This is a genomic window from Synechococcus sp. MW101C3, from assembly GCF_002252635.1.
GTDB lineage: Bacteria > Cyanobacteriota > Cyanobacteriia > PCC-6307 > Cyanobiaceae > MW101C3.
In genome coordinates, this window is the sequence record NZ_NQKX01000002.1 from 1 (window position 1) to 17,638 (window position 17,638).

18 protein-coding genes and 1 tRNA gene are annotated in these 17,638 nt (G+C 66.0%); 13 read left to right on the forward strand and 6 right to left on the reverse strand.

The window, feature by feature from the left end:
• Positions 1–233: 233 nt before the first annotated feature.
• Positions 234–674 carry a peptidylprolyl isomerase gene (locus tag CJZ80_RS02240; protein ID WP_094510477.1) on the reverse strand — a complete coding sequence of 147 codons (441 nt, stop codon included), beginning with the start codon at positions 672–674 and terminating at the stop codon, positions 234–236.
• 89 nt (positions 675–763) lie between these two features.
• Between CJZ80_RS02240 and CJZ80_RS02245 the strand changes: the two genes are divergently transcribed.
• Entirely contained in the window at positions 764–1,708 is a 945-nt protein-coding gene (locus tag CJZ80_RS02245) for an S-methyl-5'-thioadenosine phosphorylase (protein ID WP_094510478.1), read from the forward strand.
• Between the two features lie 32 nt (positions 1,709–1,740).
• Here the strand turns inward: CJZ80_RS02245 and murQ are convergent, their stop codons facing one another.
• The 4 genes from murQ to dnaK all read right to left on the reverse strand — a co-directional run bounded on the left by murQ (position 1,741) and on the right by dnaK (position 6,511).
• On the reverse strand, positions 1,741–2,688 hold the full coding sequence (gene murQ, locus CJZ80_RS02250) for an N-acetylmuramic acid 6-phosphate etherase (protein ID WP_094510479.1): 948 nt from the start codon (positions 2,686–2,688) through the stop codon (positions 1,741–1,743).
• The gene (locus CJZ80_RS02255; RefSeq protein ID WP_094510480.1) at positions 2,685–3,149 is read right to left on the reverse strand and encodes a DUF3110 domain-containing protein; all 465 of its coding nucleotides are present in this window, start codon (positions 3,147–3,149) and stop codon (positions 2,685–2,687) included. Before CJZ80_RS02255 ends, murQ begins: the two co-directional genes overlap by 4 nt.
• A gap of 63 nt (positions 3,150–3,212) precedes the next feature.
• A complete protein-coding gene (locus tag CJZ80_RS02260; RefSeq protein ID WP_094510481.1) occupies positions 3,213–4,220 on the reverse strand; it encodes a DnaJ domain-containing protein in 1,008 nt (335 codons plus the stop codon).
• Positions 4,221–4,225: 5 nt separating this feature from the next.
• Entirely contained in the window at positions 4,226–6,511 is a 2,286-nt protein-coding gene (gene dnaK, locus CJZ80_RS02265; RefSeq protein ID WP_094510482.1) for a molecular chaperone DnaK, read from the reverse strand.
• 257 nt (positions 6,512–6,768) lie between these two features.
• Between dnaK and pstC the strand changes: the two genes are divergently transcribed.
• The 3 genes from pstC to pstB are packed head-to-tail and all read left to right on the forward strand — an operon-like array spanning position 6,769 to position 9,488.
• A complete protein-coding gene (pstC, locus tag CJZ80_RS02270) occupies positions 6,769–7,722 on the forward strand; it encodes a phosphate ABC transporter permease subunit PstC (RefSeq protein WP_094510483.1) in 954 nt (317 codons plus the stop codon).
• 5 nt (positions 7,723–7,727) lie between these two features.
• Positions 7,728–8,618 carry a phosphate ABC transporter permease PstA gene (gene pstA, locus CJZ80_RS02275; protein ID WP_094510484.1) on the forward strand — a complete coding sequence of 297 codons (891 nt, stop codon included), beginning with the start codon at positions 7,728–7,730 and terminating at the stop codon, positions 8,616–8,618.
• A 60-nt stretch (positions 8,619–8,678) separates the two neighbouring features.
• A complete protein-coding gene (gene pstB, locus CJZ80_RS02280; RefSeq protein WP_094510485.1) occupies positions 8,679–9,488 on the forward strand; it encodes a phosphate ABC transporter ATP-binding protein PstB in 810 nt (269 codons plus the stop codon).
• Positions 9,489–9,699: 211 nt separating this feature from the next.
• Here pstB and CJZ80_RS02285 read toward each other — a convergent pair.
• Positions 9,700–9,786: transfer RNA gene (locus CJZ80_RS02285), tRNA-Ser, on the reverse strand.
• 61 nt (positions 9,787–9,847) lie between these two features.
• On the opposite strand from CJZ80_RS02285, the gene CJZ80_RS02290 reads away from it, so the two are divergent.
• From CJZ80_RS02290 to CJZ80_RS02330, 9 genes are all read left to right on the forward strand, one after another.
• Positions 9,848–10,216, forward strand: a complete 369-nt coding sequence (locus CJZ80_RS02290; RefSeq protein WP_094510486.1) for a 2Fe-2S iron-sulfur cluster-binding protein — start codon at positions 9,848–9,850, stop codon at positions 10,214–10,216.
• Between the two features lie 52 nt (positions 10,217–10,268).
• Positions 10,269–11,171, forward strand: a complete 903-nt coding sequence (locus CJZ80_RS02295; RefSeq protein WP_094510487.1) for an inositol monophosphatase family protein — start codon at positions 10,269–10,271, stop codon at positions 11,169–11,171.
• Positions 11,172–11,231: 60 nt separating this feature from the next.
• Positions 11,232–12,419, forward strand: coding sequence for an ATP phosphoribosyltransferase regulatory subunit (locus tag CJZ80_RS02300; protein WP_094510488.1), 1,188 nt, complete (start codon positions 11,232–11,234; stop codon positions 12,417–12,419).
• A gap of 57 nt (positions 12,420–12,476) precedes the next feature.
• Entirely contained in the window at positions 12,477–12,701 is a 225-nt protein-coding gene (locus CJZ80_RS02305) for a ferredoxin family protein (protein ID WP_094510489.1), read from the forward strand.
• 1 nt (position 12,702) lies between these two features.
• On the forward strand, positions 12,703–13,299 hold the full coding sequence (locus tag CJZ80_RS02310) for a cytochrome b/b6 domain-containing protein (protein ID WP_094510490.1): 597 nt from the start codon (positions 12,703–12,705) through the stop codon (positions 13,297–13,299).
• Between the two features lie 128 nt (positions 13,300–13,427).
• Positions 13,428–14,009: a molybdopterin-dependent oxidoreductase gene (locus CJZ80_RS02315; protein ID WP_233132742.1), complete on the forward strand. Its 582-nt coding sequence runs from the start codon at positions 13,428–13,430 to the stop codon at positions 14,007–14,009.
• A 735-nt stretch (positions 14,010–14,744) separates the two neighbouring features.
• Positions 14,745–16,634, forward strand: a complete 1,890-nt coding sequence (htpG, locus tag CJZ80_RS02320) for a molecular chaperone HtpG (protein WP_094510492.1) — start codon at positions 14,745–14,747, stop codon at positions 16,632–16,634.
• 72 nt (positions 16,635–16,706) lie between these two features.
• Complete coding sequence (gene rpmB / locus CJZ80_RS02325) at positions 16,707–16,943, forward strand: 50S ribosomal protein L28 (RefSeq protein ID WP_094510493.1); 237 nt, start codon at positions 16,707–16,709, stop codon at positions 16,941–16,943.
• A 19-nt stretch (positions 16,944–16,962) separates the two neighbouring features.
• Positions 16,963–17,535: a peroxiredoxin gene (locus CJZ80_RS02330; RefSeq protein WP_255139704.1), complete on the forward strand. Its 573-nt coding sequence runs from the start codon at positions 16,963–16,965 to the stop codon at positions 17,533–17,535.
• Positions 17,536–17,638 lie beyond the last annotated feature (103 nt).

Genomic DNA, 17,638 nt, shown 5'->3' on the forward strand with positions numbered 1-17,638 from the left:
CCACCCCAGCGCCACGCTGGAGCCGGAGCTGCGGCCGCTGCTGGAGTTGCGCCAGGACGGGCCCACCCTGCCCCGCCAGCCCGGCTCGCTGCTGCGCTGGCAGTGAGCTGGGCTGGCGGGGCCGCACCGACCGGCGCTTGGCACTGATCGGCTCTTGCTACTGATCGCCGGTTGGAACCGCCCAATCCGTCCAGGTCGTTGGCCGGCGGACGGGCCGATCCGGCCACAGGCATTCAGGCCAGGATCGTCACCTTGTTGATCTTGGTGCCCTTGCGGATGGCGAGCACCACATCCAGATTCCCTGCCTGGCCAAACACGGTGTGAACCCCGTCGAGGTGCGGCTGGGCATCGTGGCACAGGAAAAACTGGCTGCCGCCGGTGTTCTTGCCGGCGTGGGCCATCGAAAGGGTGCCGGCCTGGTGCTTGCGGCTGTTGATCTCACAGGGGATCTTGTAGCCAGGGCCACCGGTGCCGGGGGCGCCGGCTGCGCCGGGTCTGGTGTTGGGGCAGCCGCCCTGAGCCATGAAACCATCGATGACGCGATGGAAGGCCAGGCCGTCATAGAAACCGGCTTCGGCCAGCTTCACGAAGTTGGCCACCGTTGCGGGGGCATCGGCGTCGAACAGCTCGAGTTCCACGATGCCGGCATCGGTCTCCATCTGGGCTTTGGTCACGGCAGGCTCGGGAAAAACGGACTTTATCCACTCTCAGGTAGAACAGTGCCCCACCCTCCGCTCGGGGATTCCCCCTCACCCCTGACGTCATGAGTGCCACCGCTCCCGCTCCCAACGGCTCCGGTCACGACCTGGGCGGTGCCCGGCTCGGCATCCTCGGCGGCAGTGGCCTCTACGCCATGGAGGGCCTGGAGGATGTGCGGGAACTCTCGCTCGACACCCCATTCGGAGCCCCTTCCGACAGCCTGCGGCTGGGCCGGCTCGGCGGCCTTGAGGTGGTGTTCCTGGCGCGCCACGGTCGCCATCACAGCCTCACCCCCACCGAGGTGCCCTACCGGGCCAACATCTGGGCCCTGCGTTCGCTCGGCGTGCGCTGGATTCTCTCCTGCTCGGCTGTCGGGTCACTGCAGGAGCCGCTGCGCCCGCTCGACATGCTGGTGCCGGATCAGTTCATCGATCGCACCCACCAACGACCGCTGAGCTTCTTCGGCAACGGCGCCGTGGCCCACGTGGGCATCGCCGATCCTTTCTGCCCCAGCCTCAGCCGCCTGCTGGCCGATGTGGCCGACAGCCTCATGCCGGCCGGCCGCCAGTTGCACCGCAGCGGCACCTACCTCTGCATGGAAGGCCCCGCCTTCTCCACCCGCGCTGAATCCAACCTCTACCGCAGCTGGGGCTGCTCGGTGATTGGCATGACGAACCACAGCGAGGCCCGCCTGGCGCGGGAGGCGGAGATCGCCTACGCCACCCTGGCCATGGTCACCGATTACGACTGCTGGCACAGCGACCATGCCTCGGTGAGCGTGGAGCTGGTGATCCAGAACCTGCACGCCAATGCACAGCTAGCGCAGCAGGTGGTGAAGGTGGCGGCCGAGCGCATCGCCGCACAACGGCCCGCCAGCAGCGCCCACAGCGCCCTGCGCAATGCCCTGATGACGCCGAAGGAGCGGGTGCCGGCCGAAACGCGCGAAAAGCTTGACCTGTTCACCGCTCCCTACTGGGGCCCCTTCGTGCCTGACGAAGCTGCCGCCTGATCAGCCTGCCCTCCAAGGGGCGCCCCGGGCACTCAGTGGCTGAGCTGGGCGCCAAGGGCGGCCAGAGCAGGCCGCAGGTGACCGCCGGCCGCATCGAGCGCCGCCGCCGCCGCTGCGGCATCCAGATCGGTGACCGCCATGAGCAGGGCCCGCTTAACGGATCCGCCCGCTGCCTCGAGCAACTGGATGCCGCGCGGTCGCTCCACCCCGGCCAGATCCCGCAGGATGCGCAGGGCCCGGTCTTCCAGCTTGCTGTTGGTGACCGCCACATCCACCATGCGGTTGCCGTGCACCTTGCCCAGCTTCACCATCACGCCGGTGGAGAGGATGTTGAGGGCCATCTTGGTGGCGGTGCCGGCCTTGAGCCGGGTGGAGCCGGTCACCAGTTCAGGGCCGGTGAGCAGGCGGATGTCGATGTCGCAGGGCATCGGCGCCTGGGAGGTGGGCACACAGGCCATGCCGATCGTGAGGGCGCCGAGACGGCGCGCATGCAGGAGAGCGCCATGCACGTAGGGGGTGGTGCCCCCCGCGGCGATTCCCACAAGCGCGTCGTCGCTGCAGAAACCGCGGGCTTCCAGGTCGGTCTGCCCGGCTTCGGCGCGGTCTTCCAGTCCTTCGGAGCTGCGCAGCAGGGCCGGCGCCCCCCCGGCGAGCACCCCTTGCACGAGCTCGGGCGGGCTGCAGAAGGTGGGAGGGCACTCGGCGGCATCCAGCACACCCAGGCGGCCGGAGGTGCCGGCACCGAGGTAGAAGAGCCTGCCACCTGCGCGCAGCCGGGCCACGATCGCGTCAACGGCGGCACTGAGCGCCGGTGCCGCTGCGGCCACCGCCAGCTGGGAGCAGCGCTCCTCTTCGCAGAACAGTTCAACAATGGCGCGGGTTTCCAGCTGATCCAGCGCACTGCTGGCGGGGTTCGGCTGTTCGGTGAGCAGGTGACCGCGGTCACCGGCGGCCACGCCGAAGGCTGAGGACTGGCTCATAGCAAGCCTTCAAGCCGGCGCCGAAAGGCTTCCAGTTCATCGCTGGCCGCTGAGGCCTCGGCTTCGGGCACGCCGTCGTCGGTGGAGACCAGGCCGGCGGTGGTTTCTGCCGCACCGCTTGCTGCAGTGCTGGTCCCGCTGGCCTCCTCGTTCCAGTTGCTCACATCCATGTTGCGTTCCGGGGGCGAGATCCACAGCCGCTCCTCCGGCGACTGGGGCAGGAAGCCCGTGGGCACGAAGCGTGCCTCGTAGCCAGCCTGGGCGCAGAACAGCTCCATCTCCTCCCGCTCCAGCGCCTCTACCGAAGGCAGCGGGAAATCCTGGGCTTCCAGCAAGCCCGCGTAGCGCTCGGCGTCGTCGGGGTCTTCGAACAGCAGCACCACCGTGTGGCCGCCGAGTTCAAGCGAATGGATGCCTTCGTTGTCTGTGCCGGCGTCAAACAGCAACACATGGACCGTCATGGAGCGCTCCAACGCCATGGGGTCAGTGTCTCACCCCGCGCCAGTGGTCAGCTCAGGCACCGGTCAGCCGGCTTCTGCTTCCGCTTCGGCCTGCTCGGCCAGTTGCTCCAATCGCCGGTAGAGCGCTGCCTCGGCGTCATTGAGCTGCTCCGGCACGACGATCCGAATCTCCACCAGCTGGTCGCCACGCTGGCCACGGTGGGCGAGCCCCCTGCCCCGCAGCCGCAGCAGACGTCCGCTGGAGGATCCAGGCGGCACGGTGAGCTGCACATCGCCCTGCAGGGTGGGCACCACGGCGCGGCAGCCGAGCGCGGCGGCGGGAGGGAAGAGATCCAGGGTGTAGAGCACGCGCAGGCCATCGATGCGCAGACCCTCAGGCGTGCATACCCGCAGTTGGATGAAATGGTCGGCCCCTCCGGGCGCCACCCCGGCCAGCCGCAGGCGCCAGCCGTCCCCGGCCAGCGGCGGGGTCCAGAGCTCCACAACGGTGCCGTCGGGCAGGGACAGTTCCAGTCGTTCCCCGGCCAGTGACTGCTCCGGGGTGAGCTCCACGGTGGTTTCCAGATCAGCGCTGGCCTGCACCGGCGGCGGAGACGCTGGCGCCTGGGTCACCCGCCCGCCGCCATGTTCGCGGCTGCGCCCGGCCGGCGCTGAAGCAGGCGCCGCGGTCGGTTCCGGCGGCTCCTCGTCAGCGAGGTCGGTCGGGCCGTCCTCAGGCTCGTCGTCGTCGTCGCTGGCAGCCGTTGTGGTGCGACCGAACAGGGCCTCCAGGTACTCCTCAAATGCTGGGAAGCCACTGGCGAAGCGATCACGGCTGCCGCTCTGCGCCCCGCCGGCTTCCTGCCCCCGTTCCCAGGCCTGGCGACGCTTGGGGTCACTGAGCACCGCGTAGGCCTCATTGACTCGCTTGAAGCGTTCCTCGGCTACGGGATCGTTGCCATTGAGGTCGGGGTGCCAGCGGCGCGCCTGCTGGCGGAACGCCCGCTTGAGGGCAGCGGCGTCCGCACCGGGTTCAAGCCCCAGGGTCGCCCAGTAATCAATGGCCGCCGGGGGGGAGGCGCTGCGGGTCACCGAGGTCAGTCCTCCGACCAGGGGTCGTCGGCGGCCGCTCTGACGCGGCGGGGCGGCGGTGCCGACGGATCCTCATCGCCGGAGGGGCGGTAGCGGTTGTCATCGGCGAAGCTCTGGCGACCGCGACTGGAGAGGTTGCGAGGGCTGGCGTCGTCAGCTGCTTCGCCATCCACGTCTCTGTAGCGGGGCGTGCCGTAGCTGGTGGTGGGATAAGTGGAGGTGCCATAGCTGGGGGGGCTGAAGCTCGGCGGCTTGTAGGTCGGCGAGCCGTAGCTGGGTGGCCCATAGTCAGTTGGGCCATAGGCCGCCGGAGCGTCGTAGGCGCTGCGGTTCAGCGGTGCGGAGTCCCAGGTCTCACGGCGCGGGCGATCGCGGCCGCCCGGGCGGTCCCAGTCGTCATCGTCGTCGGCGAACAGATCATCCTTGAGGGAGCCGAGCGTGTTCTTGAGGCCTTGCAGCGGCCCGGCCTCGCTCTTGCGTTCACTCACCAGCCGCCGGTTGAGCCCATAGAGGGCCTCCTGCAGCTGGCTCACGGCCAGATCCAGTTCCACCGGATCGTCGCCACCCACCAGCATCTGCACATCGCGGAGCGCCATCTCCACCGATCGCTGCTGCCGCTCCGCCCCATAGGGCCCCAGCTCCAGCGCCGCATCGCGCAGCCGGCGCTCGGCCTGGGCCACCAGCGTCTGGGCGCGGTTGCGGCGGTCCACCTCGGCCCGCTTGCGCCGGTCTTCCACCGCCTTGCGTTCCGCCTCCTCCAGCAGGGCGTTGATCTCGTCCTCGCTGAGGTTCGAGCCCCCCTGGATGCTGACGCTCTGCTGCCGGCCGGTGGTGCGGTCGGTGGCCGACACCTGCAGCAGCCCGTTGGCATCGATGTCGAAGGACACCTGCACCTGAGGCACACCACGGGGAGCGGGAGGGATGCCGGAGAGGCGGAAGCGGCCCAGTGATTTGTTGTCGGCCGCCATCTGCCTCTCGCCCTGCACCACGTGCACCTCCACCGCCGACTGGTTGGCCTCCGACGTGCTGAACACGTCGGAGCGGCGCACCGGGATCGCGGTGTTGCGCGGAATCAGCACCTTCATCACACCGCCGATCGTTTCCAGTCCCAGCGAGAGGGGGGTGACGTCATTGAGCATCAGGTCGCGCAGTTCACCGGTGAGGATGCCGGCCTGCACAGCCGCGCCGATGGCGACCACCTCATCGGGATTCACCGACTGGCAGGGCTCGCGCGGGATGAGGGTGCGCACCATGTCCTGCACCATCGGCATGCGGGTGGAGCCGCCCACCAGCACCACATCGTCGATCTCTTCGGCGGCCATGCCCGCATCCCGCAGGGCGCGCTGCACCGGCCGCAGCAGTCGGTCGAGCAGATCGGGGCAAAGCGCTTCGAACTGGCGGCGCTCCAGCACCACCTCGATGTGCAGTGGTCCTTCCGGACCGGTGGCGATGAACGGCAGGGACACCGGGGTGCTCGCCACCCCGGAGAGCTCCTGCTTCGCCTTCTCGGCCGCCTCGGTGAGGCGCTGCAGTGCCTGTCTGTCGCGGCGCAGGTCGATGCCGTTGCTGCTCAGGAAGCCGTCGGCGAGCCAGTCGACGATGCGGCGGTCCCAGTCGTTGCCGCCCAGCTGAGTGTCGCCGCTCGTGGATTTGACGTCGAAGACGCCATTGGCGATGCGCAGCAGTGAGACGTCAAAGGTTCCGCCGCCGAGGTCGAACACCAGCACCCGCTTCACCAGGCTGCGATCGAAGCCATAGGCCAGGGCCGCCGCCGTGGGCTCATTGAGAATGCGCTCCACCGTGAGCCCCGCCAGGCGGCCGGCGTCGCGGGTGGCCTGCCGCTGGGCATCGTTGAAATAAGCAGGAACGGTGATCACCGCCGCTTCCACCGGTTCGCCGAGATAGGTGGCGGCATCGTCCACCAGCTTGCGCAGGATGCAGGCCAGCAGCTCTTCGGGCGCGTATTCCCGCTCGGTGGCAGGGCAGACAGCCCGCACGTTGCCCTGGTCGTTGGCACGCACGGTGTAGGGCACGGCCAGGCTGTCGTCGTCGAGCTCGTCCCAGCTGCGGCCCACGAAACGCTTCAGGTTGGCGAAGGTGTTGCGGGGATTCAGCACCAGCTGGCGCCGGGCCGGTTGGCCCACCAGCAGCTCCTGGTCACGGTTGAAGCCCACCACCGATGGGGTGGTGCGTGTGCCCTCGGCATTGGCGATCACCTGGGGACGGCCGCCCTCCAGAACCGCCACCACCGAGTTGGTGGTGCCCAGATCGATGCCGACGATCCGACCCATTGAGCCTCAAACTGAAGGACCAAACTACCGGCTTCCCTGTCGGGCGGCCGCTGCAACGCCTCCCGCTGGCCAGGTTCAAGAGTGGGTCTCAGCCCAGGACCCCGAACCTCTCCAACCCCGCTGAAGGCCCACGGCCAGGCCCATCTGGGGTTGTCGTTAACGCCCTCTTAGTGGAATTCAAGCAGTGGTCGGCACTAGTTTTTGAGTGGACGCTGAACCATTGAGTTGAACCGACCGTCCTCCCGCGCCCACGATCAATGACATCTGCGCCCCACAAAGATCAATTCACGTTGCGGCGCAGGCCAGCGTCAGATCGCCTGATCGACAGTGGTTTTCGCAACCTCACGATCGTACTTGCCTCCTTTGTTGCGATTACCCTGCTGGCGATTTTCGTCACTGTTTTCCAGGGTGCTAGGGAGGCGATGCATGAGTTTGGCCTCTCTTTCCTGACCACCTCCAGCTGGAACCCCGTTGACAACGAATACGGGGCGTTCACGGCCATTTATGGCACTTTGGTGTCTTCGATCATGGCGCTGGTGATTGCCGTCCCGCTCGGGATCGGTACCGCCATCTTCATCACTGAAAATCTCATTCCCCTGCGCTGGCGCGAGGTGATCGGGGTGATGGTGGAGCTGCTCGCCGCCATTCCCTCGGTGGTGCTGGGCTTGTGGGCCATCTTCGTGATGGAGCCGTTCGTGCGGCCCTTTCTGCAATTCATTTACGACACGCTTGGCTGGCTGCCGATCTTCAACTCTCCGCCCCAGGGGCCGGGCATGGCGCCGGCGATCATCATTCTGGTGGTGATGATTCTGCCGATCATCACGTCCATTTCAAGGGACGCCCTCAACCAGGTTCCCACGGAACTGCGCCAGGGAGCCTATGGGGTGGGCAGCACAAGGTGGGTGGCGATTCTCAACGTCATCCTTCCGGCCGCAGTGTCTTCGATCATGGGCGGGATCATGTTCGCGCTCGGACGGGCCATGGGCGAAACCATGGCCGTCACCATGATCATCGGCAACTCGAACAATTTCAGTTTTTCCTTGCTGGCACCTGGCAACACAATCGCTTCGATGCTGGCCAACCAGTTTGGCGAAGCCGATGGGGTGCAGGTTTCGGCGCTTCTCTACGCCGCTTTGATTCTGATGGTGCTCACCTTGACGGTGAACATCATTGCGCAGTGGATCATCAAGAAACTCAGCCTTAAATACTGAATCCCATGACCACCGCCTTTCCTGCAGCTTCAAAGTCGCTTCGCTTCAACCCCTCCCTGAAGCGCAACCGGCTGGATCAATCTTTGACAGCCCTGGCTGGCTTGTTCAGCACTATTGCGGTGCTGCCCCTGGTGCTCGTTCTCCTCTATGTGTTGCTTCAGGGTGGACGCCTGATCAGCATCAGCCTGTTCACCCAGTTGCCGCCGGCACCGGGTCTGGAAGGAGGCGGCATCGGTAACGCCCTGATCGGCACCGTCACGGTGACGTTCATTGCCTCGCTGATCGCCATCCCGGTGGGTGTGGGTGGAGGGGTGTTCCTGGCCGAATACTCCAAGGGAGGCTGGTTTGCGCAGTTCATTCGCGTCGGCAACGACATTCTTGCCGGTGTTCCTTCGATCATCGCTGGTGTGTTCGTGTATGGCGCGATCGTGGCAACGCGGATCTTCTTCGGTCAGTCGTATTCAGCGGCGGCCGGCGGTATCGCTCTGGCGGTGCTGATGTTGCCGACGGTGATCAAAACCACCGATGAGGGTCTCAAGCTGGTTCCTCGCGAGCTCACATGGGGGGCCATCGGCGTGGGCGCCTCCAAGTTCGTGACCGTCACCCGCATCACGCTGCCCAGTGCCTTCACGCCGATTGCCACCGGGGTGGTTCTGGCAATCGCCAGGGCGGCCGGTGAAACCGCACCGCTGATCTTCACAGCCCTCTTCTCTCCCTTCTGGCCGGAGGGCCTCTTCAACCCGATCGCCACCATGTCGGTGTTGATCTTCAACTTTGCGATCATGCCGTTCGAGGCTCAGAACGAACTGGCCTGGGCCGCTTCGTTCGTGCTTGTGGTGATGATCCTCGCGGCGAATCTCTTTGCCCGCTGGCTGCGCCGCTTCGCCTCCAAGTAAGACGGCAAGGCCCCTTCCCCAACCTCACTTCGCCTTCGATCCCACCTCCACCTGAATCCCATGACCTCGACCCTGCAAGCGACACCGGCCCCCAGCACCTGTCTGGCCCTTGAGGACGTCACGATCAGCTACGGCAGCTTCGAGGCGGTGCGGAACGTTCACATGGAGATTCCCGCTGGCAAGGTCACGGCCTTCATCGGACCCTCGGGTTGCGGCAAGTCCACCGTGTTGCGAGCCCTCAACCGCATGAACGATCTGATCGAGGGCTGTACGTTAAAGGGCCGGGTGGTGTTCGACTCCCAGGACATCTATGCCAAGGAGGTGGATCCGGTGGAAGTGAGGCGGCGCATCGGCATGGTGTTCCAGAAGCCGAACCCCTTCCCCAAATCGATCTACGAAAACATCGCCTTCGGTGCCCGGATTAACGGCTACAAGGGCGACATGGATGAGCTGGTGGAGCGCTCCCTGCGCAAGGCCTTCATCTGGGATGAAACCAAGGACAAGCTCAAGGAGAGCGGCAATGCCCTTTCCGGCGGTCAGCAGCAGCGTCTGTGCATCGCGCGCGCGATTGCGGTGGAGCCTGAGGTGATCCTGATGGACGAACCCTGCTCAGCCCTTGACCCGATCTCCACCTTGAAGATCGAGGAGTTGATGCACGAACTCAAGAAGTCCTTTTCGATCGTGATCGTTACCCACAACATGCAGCAGGCGGTTCGGGTCTCTGATCAGACCGCCTTCTTCAATGCAGAAGCCGTGGAAGGCGGCAGCGGCAAGGTGGGCTATCTGGTGGAGTTCAACGACACCGAGCGCATCTTCAACGCTCCGGTGCAACAGGCCACCCAGGACTATGTGACCGGCCGTTTCGGCTGATCAACACCCGGCTTCACTCCCTTGGTCTGCTGCCTGCACAGGCAGATTCACTCCCTTGGTTCGCGGCCTAGCCGGTCGCGAACTGATCGGTGATTTTCATTTGAAATGAATGGTCTGGTTCAAGCAGCGCCTGATCAGTTGTGCGCCGCTGGGCCTCTCCCCGCAGCAACAAAAAAAGACCGGCGCTAAGGCCGGTCTTGGTGAATCTGGACGGAGAGGGAGGGATTCGAACCCTCGATAGAGTTGCCCCTATACAGCATTTCCAGTGCTGCGCCTTCGACCACTCGGCCACCTCTCCAGCGGCTGTCATGGGGCAGGTGGCAATGTAGCAGCAGGCCGTTTGTGGTTCACGTCAGGCGATGACCAAGCGTTTTCCGATCACGGTGCACTGGCGCCAGCAGAACAGGGTGATCCGGCTGGATGTACCGGAGGGGGAGTACGTGCTGCGCAGCTTTGAGCAGCAGGGCCAGCCGCTCCCGTTCAGCTGCCGCAATGGCTGCTGCACGGCCTGCGCCGTGCGCGTGCTCTCGGGTGAGATCGATCAGCGCGAAGCGCTCGGCCTCTCGCAGGAGCTGCGCAAGCGCGGTTATGGCCTGCTCTGCGTGGCCCGCGCCATCGGCCCCCTCGAGGTGGAAACCCAGGATGAGGATGAGGTCTACGACCTGCAGTTCGGCCGCCACTTCGGACGTGGCCGCATTCGCCCCGGCCTGCCGATCGAAGAGGAGTGAGCCCCCAGCCATGCCCCTTCAGCCATAAACGCCCAGCCATGACTCCCCAGCCATGACCATCAGCCTCCAGCCACCGGCCGCCGGCCATCCCTGTCTTTCCCAGCAGGCTCTGCAGGCCTCTGGCCTCAGCGCTGGGGACCTGGAGCGTCTGGCCGGGGTGGCCCGCCGGGCTGCCGCCGCCGGGGGCGCCGAGCTCACGCGTCATTTCGGCAAGCTGCGTCAGATCCGGGAGAAGGGCCGCGCCGGGGATCTGGTCACTGAGGCCGACCTGGCGGCTGAGCAGGCGGTGCTCGCTGTGCTCGCCGCTGAGAGTGCCGGTGTGGCCGTGCTTGCGGAAGAGAGCGGCCACAGTGCCACCCGCTCCGAACTGGAGTGGTGCGTGGACCCGCTCGATGGCACCACCAACTTCGCCCACTCCTTCCCGCTGTTCGCCACCTCGGTGGGTCTCACCTGGCGGGGCACGCCGCTGCTGGGGGCAATCGAAGTGCCGGCCCTGGCGGAGCACTACTGGGCGGCGCCTGGCCTGGGCGCCTGGTGCAACGACCAGCCGATCCAGGTGAGCGGCTGCACCGAGCTCTCCGCCTCACTGCTGGTCACAGGCTTTGCCTACGACCGCACCACCCAGCCCGACACCAACTACACAGAGTTCTGCTGGTTCACCCACCGCAGCCATGGGGTGCGCCGCGGCGGGGCTGCCGCCGTGGATCTGGCCTTCGTGGCGGCCGGCCGACTTGATGGTTACTGGGAGCGCGGCCTTTCCCCGTGGGATCTGGCCGCCGGCGTGGTGCTGGTGGAGCAGGCGGGAGGCATCGTCAGTGCCTACGACGGCACGCCGTTGGTGCTGGCCGACGGGCGGCTGATCGCCACCACCCCCGGCCTGCATCGCGCCTTGATGGATGGGTTGGCCCAGTGCCGGCCGTTGCCAGGCGCGTTGTTCGGCGCCCCTGAGCTCTGAGCGGGCCCCACGCCGCTCCATAGGATCCAGCCGCTCCCCTTCACTTTCCTCTGATTTCCCATGGCCCTGCAACCCGCCGCCGGCGCCAGGGATCTCAATCCCGTCCAGGTGGGCGGCAACCGCCGCCTGCGCGAGCGTCTGGCGGAGGTTTATCGGCTCTGGGGTTACCAGGAAGTGGCGCCCCCGTCGGTGGAACGGCTCGACACGCTGCAAGCCGGCGGCGGCATCGCCGAGCAGGACGTGGTGCGCCTCGCGGCGGAAGAACCGCTGGGCCTGCGGCCTGAGTTCACGGCCTCAATCGCCCGGGCGGCCTCCACCCGCATGGCTGCGCGCCCACGGCCGCTGCGCCTCTGGGCGGAAGGGCCCACCTTCCGCGCCCTCGTGGGTGATGCGGGCGGGCAACGCATCAGTGAGCAACTGCAGAGCGGTGTGGAGCTGCTCGGGGTGCCCACGGCCTCCGCCGATGTGGAGCTGATCCGCCTGCTGCTGGCCTGCACCGAAACGATCGGGTTGGAGCCCAGCCATGAACCCCAGCTGCTGGTGGGCCACCACGGGCTGCTCAGCACCTTGCTCGAACGCTTGCCTTCCCAGCACCGCACTGCCTGTCGCCGTGCCCTCACGGGCTTCGATCCGCTGGCCCTGGCTGCCATTCCGCTGGAGCCTGCGGAACAGGCGCAGCTGCAGGCCCTGCTGCGCCTGCGCGGCGAACCGGCCTGGGTGCTGAAGGAACTGGAGCGGCACCTGGGGTCCAGCCCCCTGCTGACGGAGCTGGCCACCACGCTGGAGCTGGTGCGCCCAGCGGCCGAGCGCCTTGGGGTGCAACTGCAGCTGGATCCCAGCTTCCAGCCCCACTTCGATCTCTACGACGGCATCGTGCTCAAGCTGGTGTGTCGCGGTGCGGCGGCACCGGTGGATGTGGCCAGCGGCGGCCGCTACGACGCCCTGGTGGGTCGCTTCTGCGCCGATGCGGCCCTGGCCGCCGGTGTGGGTTTCGCCTTTTCGATCGAAGACATCCGCGAGCTGCTCAACGGCACCCCCGGCAACAAGGAAGCGACCAGGCTGGCGGAGCGCCCGCTGCTGGTGGCCTACAGCCACCCCGACGGACTCGCTTCTGCCCTGGAACGGCTCGATCAGCTCCATGCTCAGGGCCGCGCTGCCGAGCTGCTGCCGGAGCCGCTCGGCTCGCACGCTGAGGCGGAGGCGGTCGCCTTCAGCCGCGACAGCCAAGGGCTGGAGTGGCTTGGCTGAGCCGGAGCAGGGCCTGGCGGATTTCTAGGATCGCGCCACGCTTGCGCCCGCCCCGTCATGGCCCACACGATCCTCACCGATGTCTGCGAGGGCGTGGCCGATTGCGTGGATGCCTGTCCCGTGGCCTGCATCAAGCCGGGCTCGGGAGCCAACAGCAAAGGCACCCCCTTTTACTGGATCGAATTCGACACCTGCATCGACTGCGGCATCTGCCTGCAGGTGTGCCCGGTGGAGGGGGCGATCGTGCCGGAGGAGCGGCCGGCCGAGCAGCGTCGCAGCTGAGGTGTCACCCTCCCGCCATCGGCATCCGCTCTGGACGCGGGCCTTCCACGGGTTCAACCTGGTGGTGTTTCTGGTGATGGCTGCCAGCGGTCTGCAGATTTACAACGCCCATCCCGTGTTCGGTGGTCGTGGCGGCGCCACAGTGCCGGAGCTGTTCACCCTGGGCGGTTGGCTGGCCGGCGGCCGCGACTGGCACTTCGGCTTCATGGGCCTCTGCGCCTTGAACCTTGGACTCTGGATCGCCCTGCTGATCCAGCGGCGCCGCGACCGGCTGGCGCAGAGCAGCGATCTGGCCACGCTGAACGCGAGTTCGAATCTGGCCAGGCGACGCCTGGCGGCGCATCGCCTGATCTACACCTTGATGCTTGTTCTGCTGGCCTTTGCGCTGATGACGGGCCTGGCGATGTACAAGCCGGCTCAGTTCTGGTGGCTGTCGGGCCTGTTCAGCTTCGGGGAACTGTTCGGTGCCACCAGCTGGCACACCTTGCGTGTGGCTCACCTGGCCACGATTCCCGCCATCGCCTTCCTCACCCTGGCCCATGCCACCCTCTCCTGGCGGGTCGGAGGATGGCGGCTCTGGCGCTCCATGCTCGCTTGACACCGCAGAGCCCCTGGCTGACCCGCCGGCAATTGCTAGGCCTGGGTTACAGCGGTGGGGCTCCTTTGCTGCTGGGCGGGTGCGCTCTCAATCGCTTCAGCGAGCAGGTGGGAAAGGCTACGCAGCCGTTGAACGAGCGTCTTGAAGCGTTGCTGCAGGGGAAGGGCAAGGTGCCCGAGTTTCGCCGGGATCAGGTGGATCCTGCGGCGCTGCTGGTGAACAGCTTCAACGGTGTGCCGCGGCTGGATCCTGCGCGCTACCGGTTGCGCGTGGATGGGCTGGTGCGCCAGCCGCTGCAGTTGAATCTGGCCGATCTGGCCGCTCTGCCCCAGCACGAGATCACCATCCGCCATGTGTGCGTGGAGGGTTGGGCGGCAATCGTGTGCTGGTCGGGGGTGCGCCTCGCCGATGTGCTGGCACTGGCTGGATTTTCCAGCCTGGGCGGCTACGTGGCGATCGAATCCGCCGATCAGTTCTTCACCACCTGGGACATCGCTTCCGCGCTGCATCCCCAGACCCTGCTGGCCACCGGCATGAACGGTGCGCCGCTGCCGGTGGCCAATGGTGCCCCCCTGCGCCTCGCCTCGCCGATCAAGCTGGGCTACAAGCTCAGTAAATGGGTGACGGGGCTGGAGGTGATCAGCTCACTCGACCCGTTGCGGCGTGGCACCTGGGAAGACAACGGCTACGAGTGGTTTGCCGGGCTTTGAGCGGAATTGAGCAACGAACTCCGCCCTCATGCGCCGAGGTGTGTATTCCCACCAGGGCATTCAGCATGCGCTCAGAGCCATGCCTGAGCTGCTGAGTGGGCTGTTGCTGTTGAGTGCGTGGCCACACGTGTGGTTGGAGCTAAAGACGGCTGATGCACCAACGACTGGCAATGGGCCGGATCCGTCGGCAGCGAAAGAGTCTTCATCAGCTTGCCATCTGTCCGGACCATCCATGCTCCTATCCGCAGGGATGTTGCTCTGCATCCCCCCAGATGGCTCGATGCTCCGCGTAAGGCTCCGCGCTCATCCCATGCCAGGCAAGAAGGAATCAGATCCCTGTTGGCTTGTGGCCGGTGAAAGCAATCTCTGCGCTGAGGACTATCCCCCCCTTGCAAGGTCCATCCGGCTGCCCACTTCATCCGTTCAGATGGCCATCGCTGGCGGCTGACCATCCCTGCTCCAAGGCGTCGCCTGGTGCTGCTGGGCTCCGGATGGCAGCGCAACCGGCACCCCGCCACAGCGTGCCCAAGGGGTAGGCGCAAGCACCCATGCAAGGCGCGGCCAGGACCTGGACCTGCACTGGTGTCTCCCCCTCCATGCGCTTGGCACGCGTCAATGGCGCCCGCGCCGCCCGCGATGCCCTTGCCACCACACCAGGGGTTCGGAGACCCCTCCCTGCCACGGCTTGAGCCCGTCCAGGGGGATCCCTAAGGTCGCGTCAGTGACTCAACTGCCATGACGGTGCTGGAACAGGGCCAGATTCAGATCCACACCGAGAACATCTTTCCGATCATCAAGAAGGCCGTGTATTCCGGCCATGAGGTGTTTCTGCGGGAGCTGGTGAGCAATGGGGTGGATGCCATCAGCAAGCGCCGCATGGCAGCGATGGCTGGAGATTGCAGCGAGGGTGAGGAAGGCCGGATTCAGATCCGCATCGATCGCGAAGCCAAGACCCTCACCATCAGCGACAACGGCATCGGCATGACGGCCGATGAGGTGAAGCGCTACATCAACCAGGTGGCCTTCTCCAGCGCCGAGGAGTTCCTGGAGAAATACAAACGGGAAGACGACGCCATCATCGGCCATTTTGGCCTTGGCTTCTACTCCAGCTTCATGGTGGCGGCAAAGGTTGAGCTGGTGAGCCTGAGCGCACGCCCCGAATCCGAGGCTGTGCGCTGGAGCTGCGACGGCTCCCCCAACTTCAGCCTCGAATCGGGCGACCGCGCCGAGCCTGGCACCGATGTGATCCTGCACCTGCAGGAGGAGGAGATGGAATACATCGAGCCATCCCGCATTCGCTCGCTGATCACCACCTACTGCGATTTCCTGCCGGTGGAAGTGCAGTTGGAAGGCGAAACGGTCAACAAGCGGCAGGCACCGTGGCGCCAGAGCGCCCGCGACCTCACCGAGAACGACTACATCGAGCTCTACCGCTATCTCTACCCCTTCCAGGGTGATCCCCTGCTCTGGGTTCACCTCAACACCGACTACCCCTATAACCTTCAAGGCATCCTCTACTTCCCCAAACTCACAGGCCGGGGCGATTGGGAGAAAGGCGAAATTCGCCTGTACTGCAACCAGGTGTTCGTCAGCGATTCGATCAAGGAGGTGGTGCCCCGCTACCTGCTGCCGCTGCGCGGCGTGATCGACTCTCCCGACATCCCCCTCAACGTCAGCCGCTCCGCTCTGCAGACCGACCGGCGCGTGCGCTCAATCGGTGGCTTCGTGGCCAAGAAGGTGGGTGACCGCCTCAAGCAGCTCCAGAAGGACGAACCGACCCGCTACGCCGAGATCTGGGAGGGTATCGCTCCCTTCATCAAGATCGGCGCCATGGAAGACGACAAGTTCGCCGAGCAGGTGGCCGATCTGGTGCTGTTCGGCACCACGGCCGCTGCCGCCGACCCCGAGCCGATCGCCGTGGGCGGTAAGGCGTTCACCACCCTCGCCGCCTACCGCAGCCGGCTGGCTCCTGAGAACGACAAGCGCATCCTCTATTGCACCGATGAGGCCGGCCAGGCCGGAGCTCTGGCCCTGTGGCAGAGCCAGGGCGCCGAGGTGCTCCTGGCCGATGCCCTGATCGATGCCCAGTTCATCCCCTGGCTGGAGGCACGCCACGAGGAGCTCACCTTCAACCGCGTTGACGCCGAACTCGACGACAGCCTCCAGGAGAAGGAGAGCGAGCTCACCGATTCCCAGGGGAAGGACAGCTCCGAGCAGCTGCGCAGTCTGTTCAAGCAGGCCTTGGCTAACGACAAGGTGACCATCCAGGTGCAGGCCCTCAAGGGGGACAACGCCCCAGCGGCCTTGATCCTGTTGCCGGAGCAGATGCGGCGCATCAATGACATGGGCGCCTTCATGGAGCAACGTCTGCCCGGCCTGCCCGACCACCACGTGCTGCTGATCAACCGCCGCCATGCCCTGGTGGAGGGGCTGCTGAAGCTGTCCGCCGGCGCCGTGATCACCGGTGGCGGCAGCTCCCCCAGCCAGCAGCTCGCCGACGACCTCAGCCGTCACATCTACGAGCTGGCCCGCCTTTCGGTGGGAGGCCTTGAACCCAACGAGCTGGCGGGCTTCCAGCAGCGCAGCTCCAACCTGATGGGTCGCCTCATGGAGCGGGGCCTCTGAGGCCTCGCCTCCCCTTTGCTAGATTCGCCCCTTCGGGCCTGGCCCGTTTGTCATTTTCAGCAGCTGAACGTCATGTCCCGGGTTTGCCAACTCACCGGTAAGCGTGCCAACAACGGCATGGCGGTCAGCCATTCCCACGTGCGCACCAAGAAGCTCCAGCAGGTGAATCTGCAGGAGCGTCGCCTGTGGTGGGCTGAAGGCAACCGATGGGTGAAGCTGCGCGTGGCCACCCGCACCCTTCGCACCATCCAGAAGAAGGGTCTGGGCGCCTACGCCCGCGAACTGGGCATCAACCTGGCCAAAATCTGAGCCGGTACGTTCCGGTTCGGTGAAGCGTCGACGACTCCTGCAGGGTTCCGCCCTGTTTGTATCCGCATGGCTGGCCCGACCGCGTGCGGCCACAGCGATGGGTGGAACCCTTCCGGAGCTCGACCGTCCAGCTCCTTCGTTTCGTTTGCCGGCCTTCACGGCCGATCAGCTGGAACCCACCACCCTCGGGCTTGAAGATTTCCGCGGCCGCTGGCTCGCGCTCTACTTCTATCCCAAGGATTTCACCGGCGGTTGCACGCTGGAAGCGAGAGGCTTTCAGAACGATCTGGCCCGCTTCCACAGCCTTCAGGCTGAGGTGGTGGGCATCAGCGCCGATGCACTCGATGATCACGCCGCCTTCTGCGACAGCGAGGGACTGGCCTTTCCGCTGCTTTCCGACCCCGGCGGCAAGGTGAGCCAGCGTTACGGCTCCTGGCTGCCGCCCTTTTCCCAGCGTCACACGTTCCTGATCGATCCTGAAGGGATACTGCGGACCCGCTGGGTGGCCGTGCGGCCCAGCGGCCACAGCAAGGAAGTGCTTGATGAACTCGAGCGCCTTCGCGGGCTATCCAGCGGTTCGCTTACCACCTGATGGCGGGGGGGACCTGCTGAACTTGCGGCAGCGAGCATGGGGTGAGCGTTCTGCTGCGTGCATCTGGTGAGAGGGACGCAGAGTGCCTCTGCTGCACCCTGCA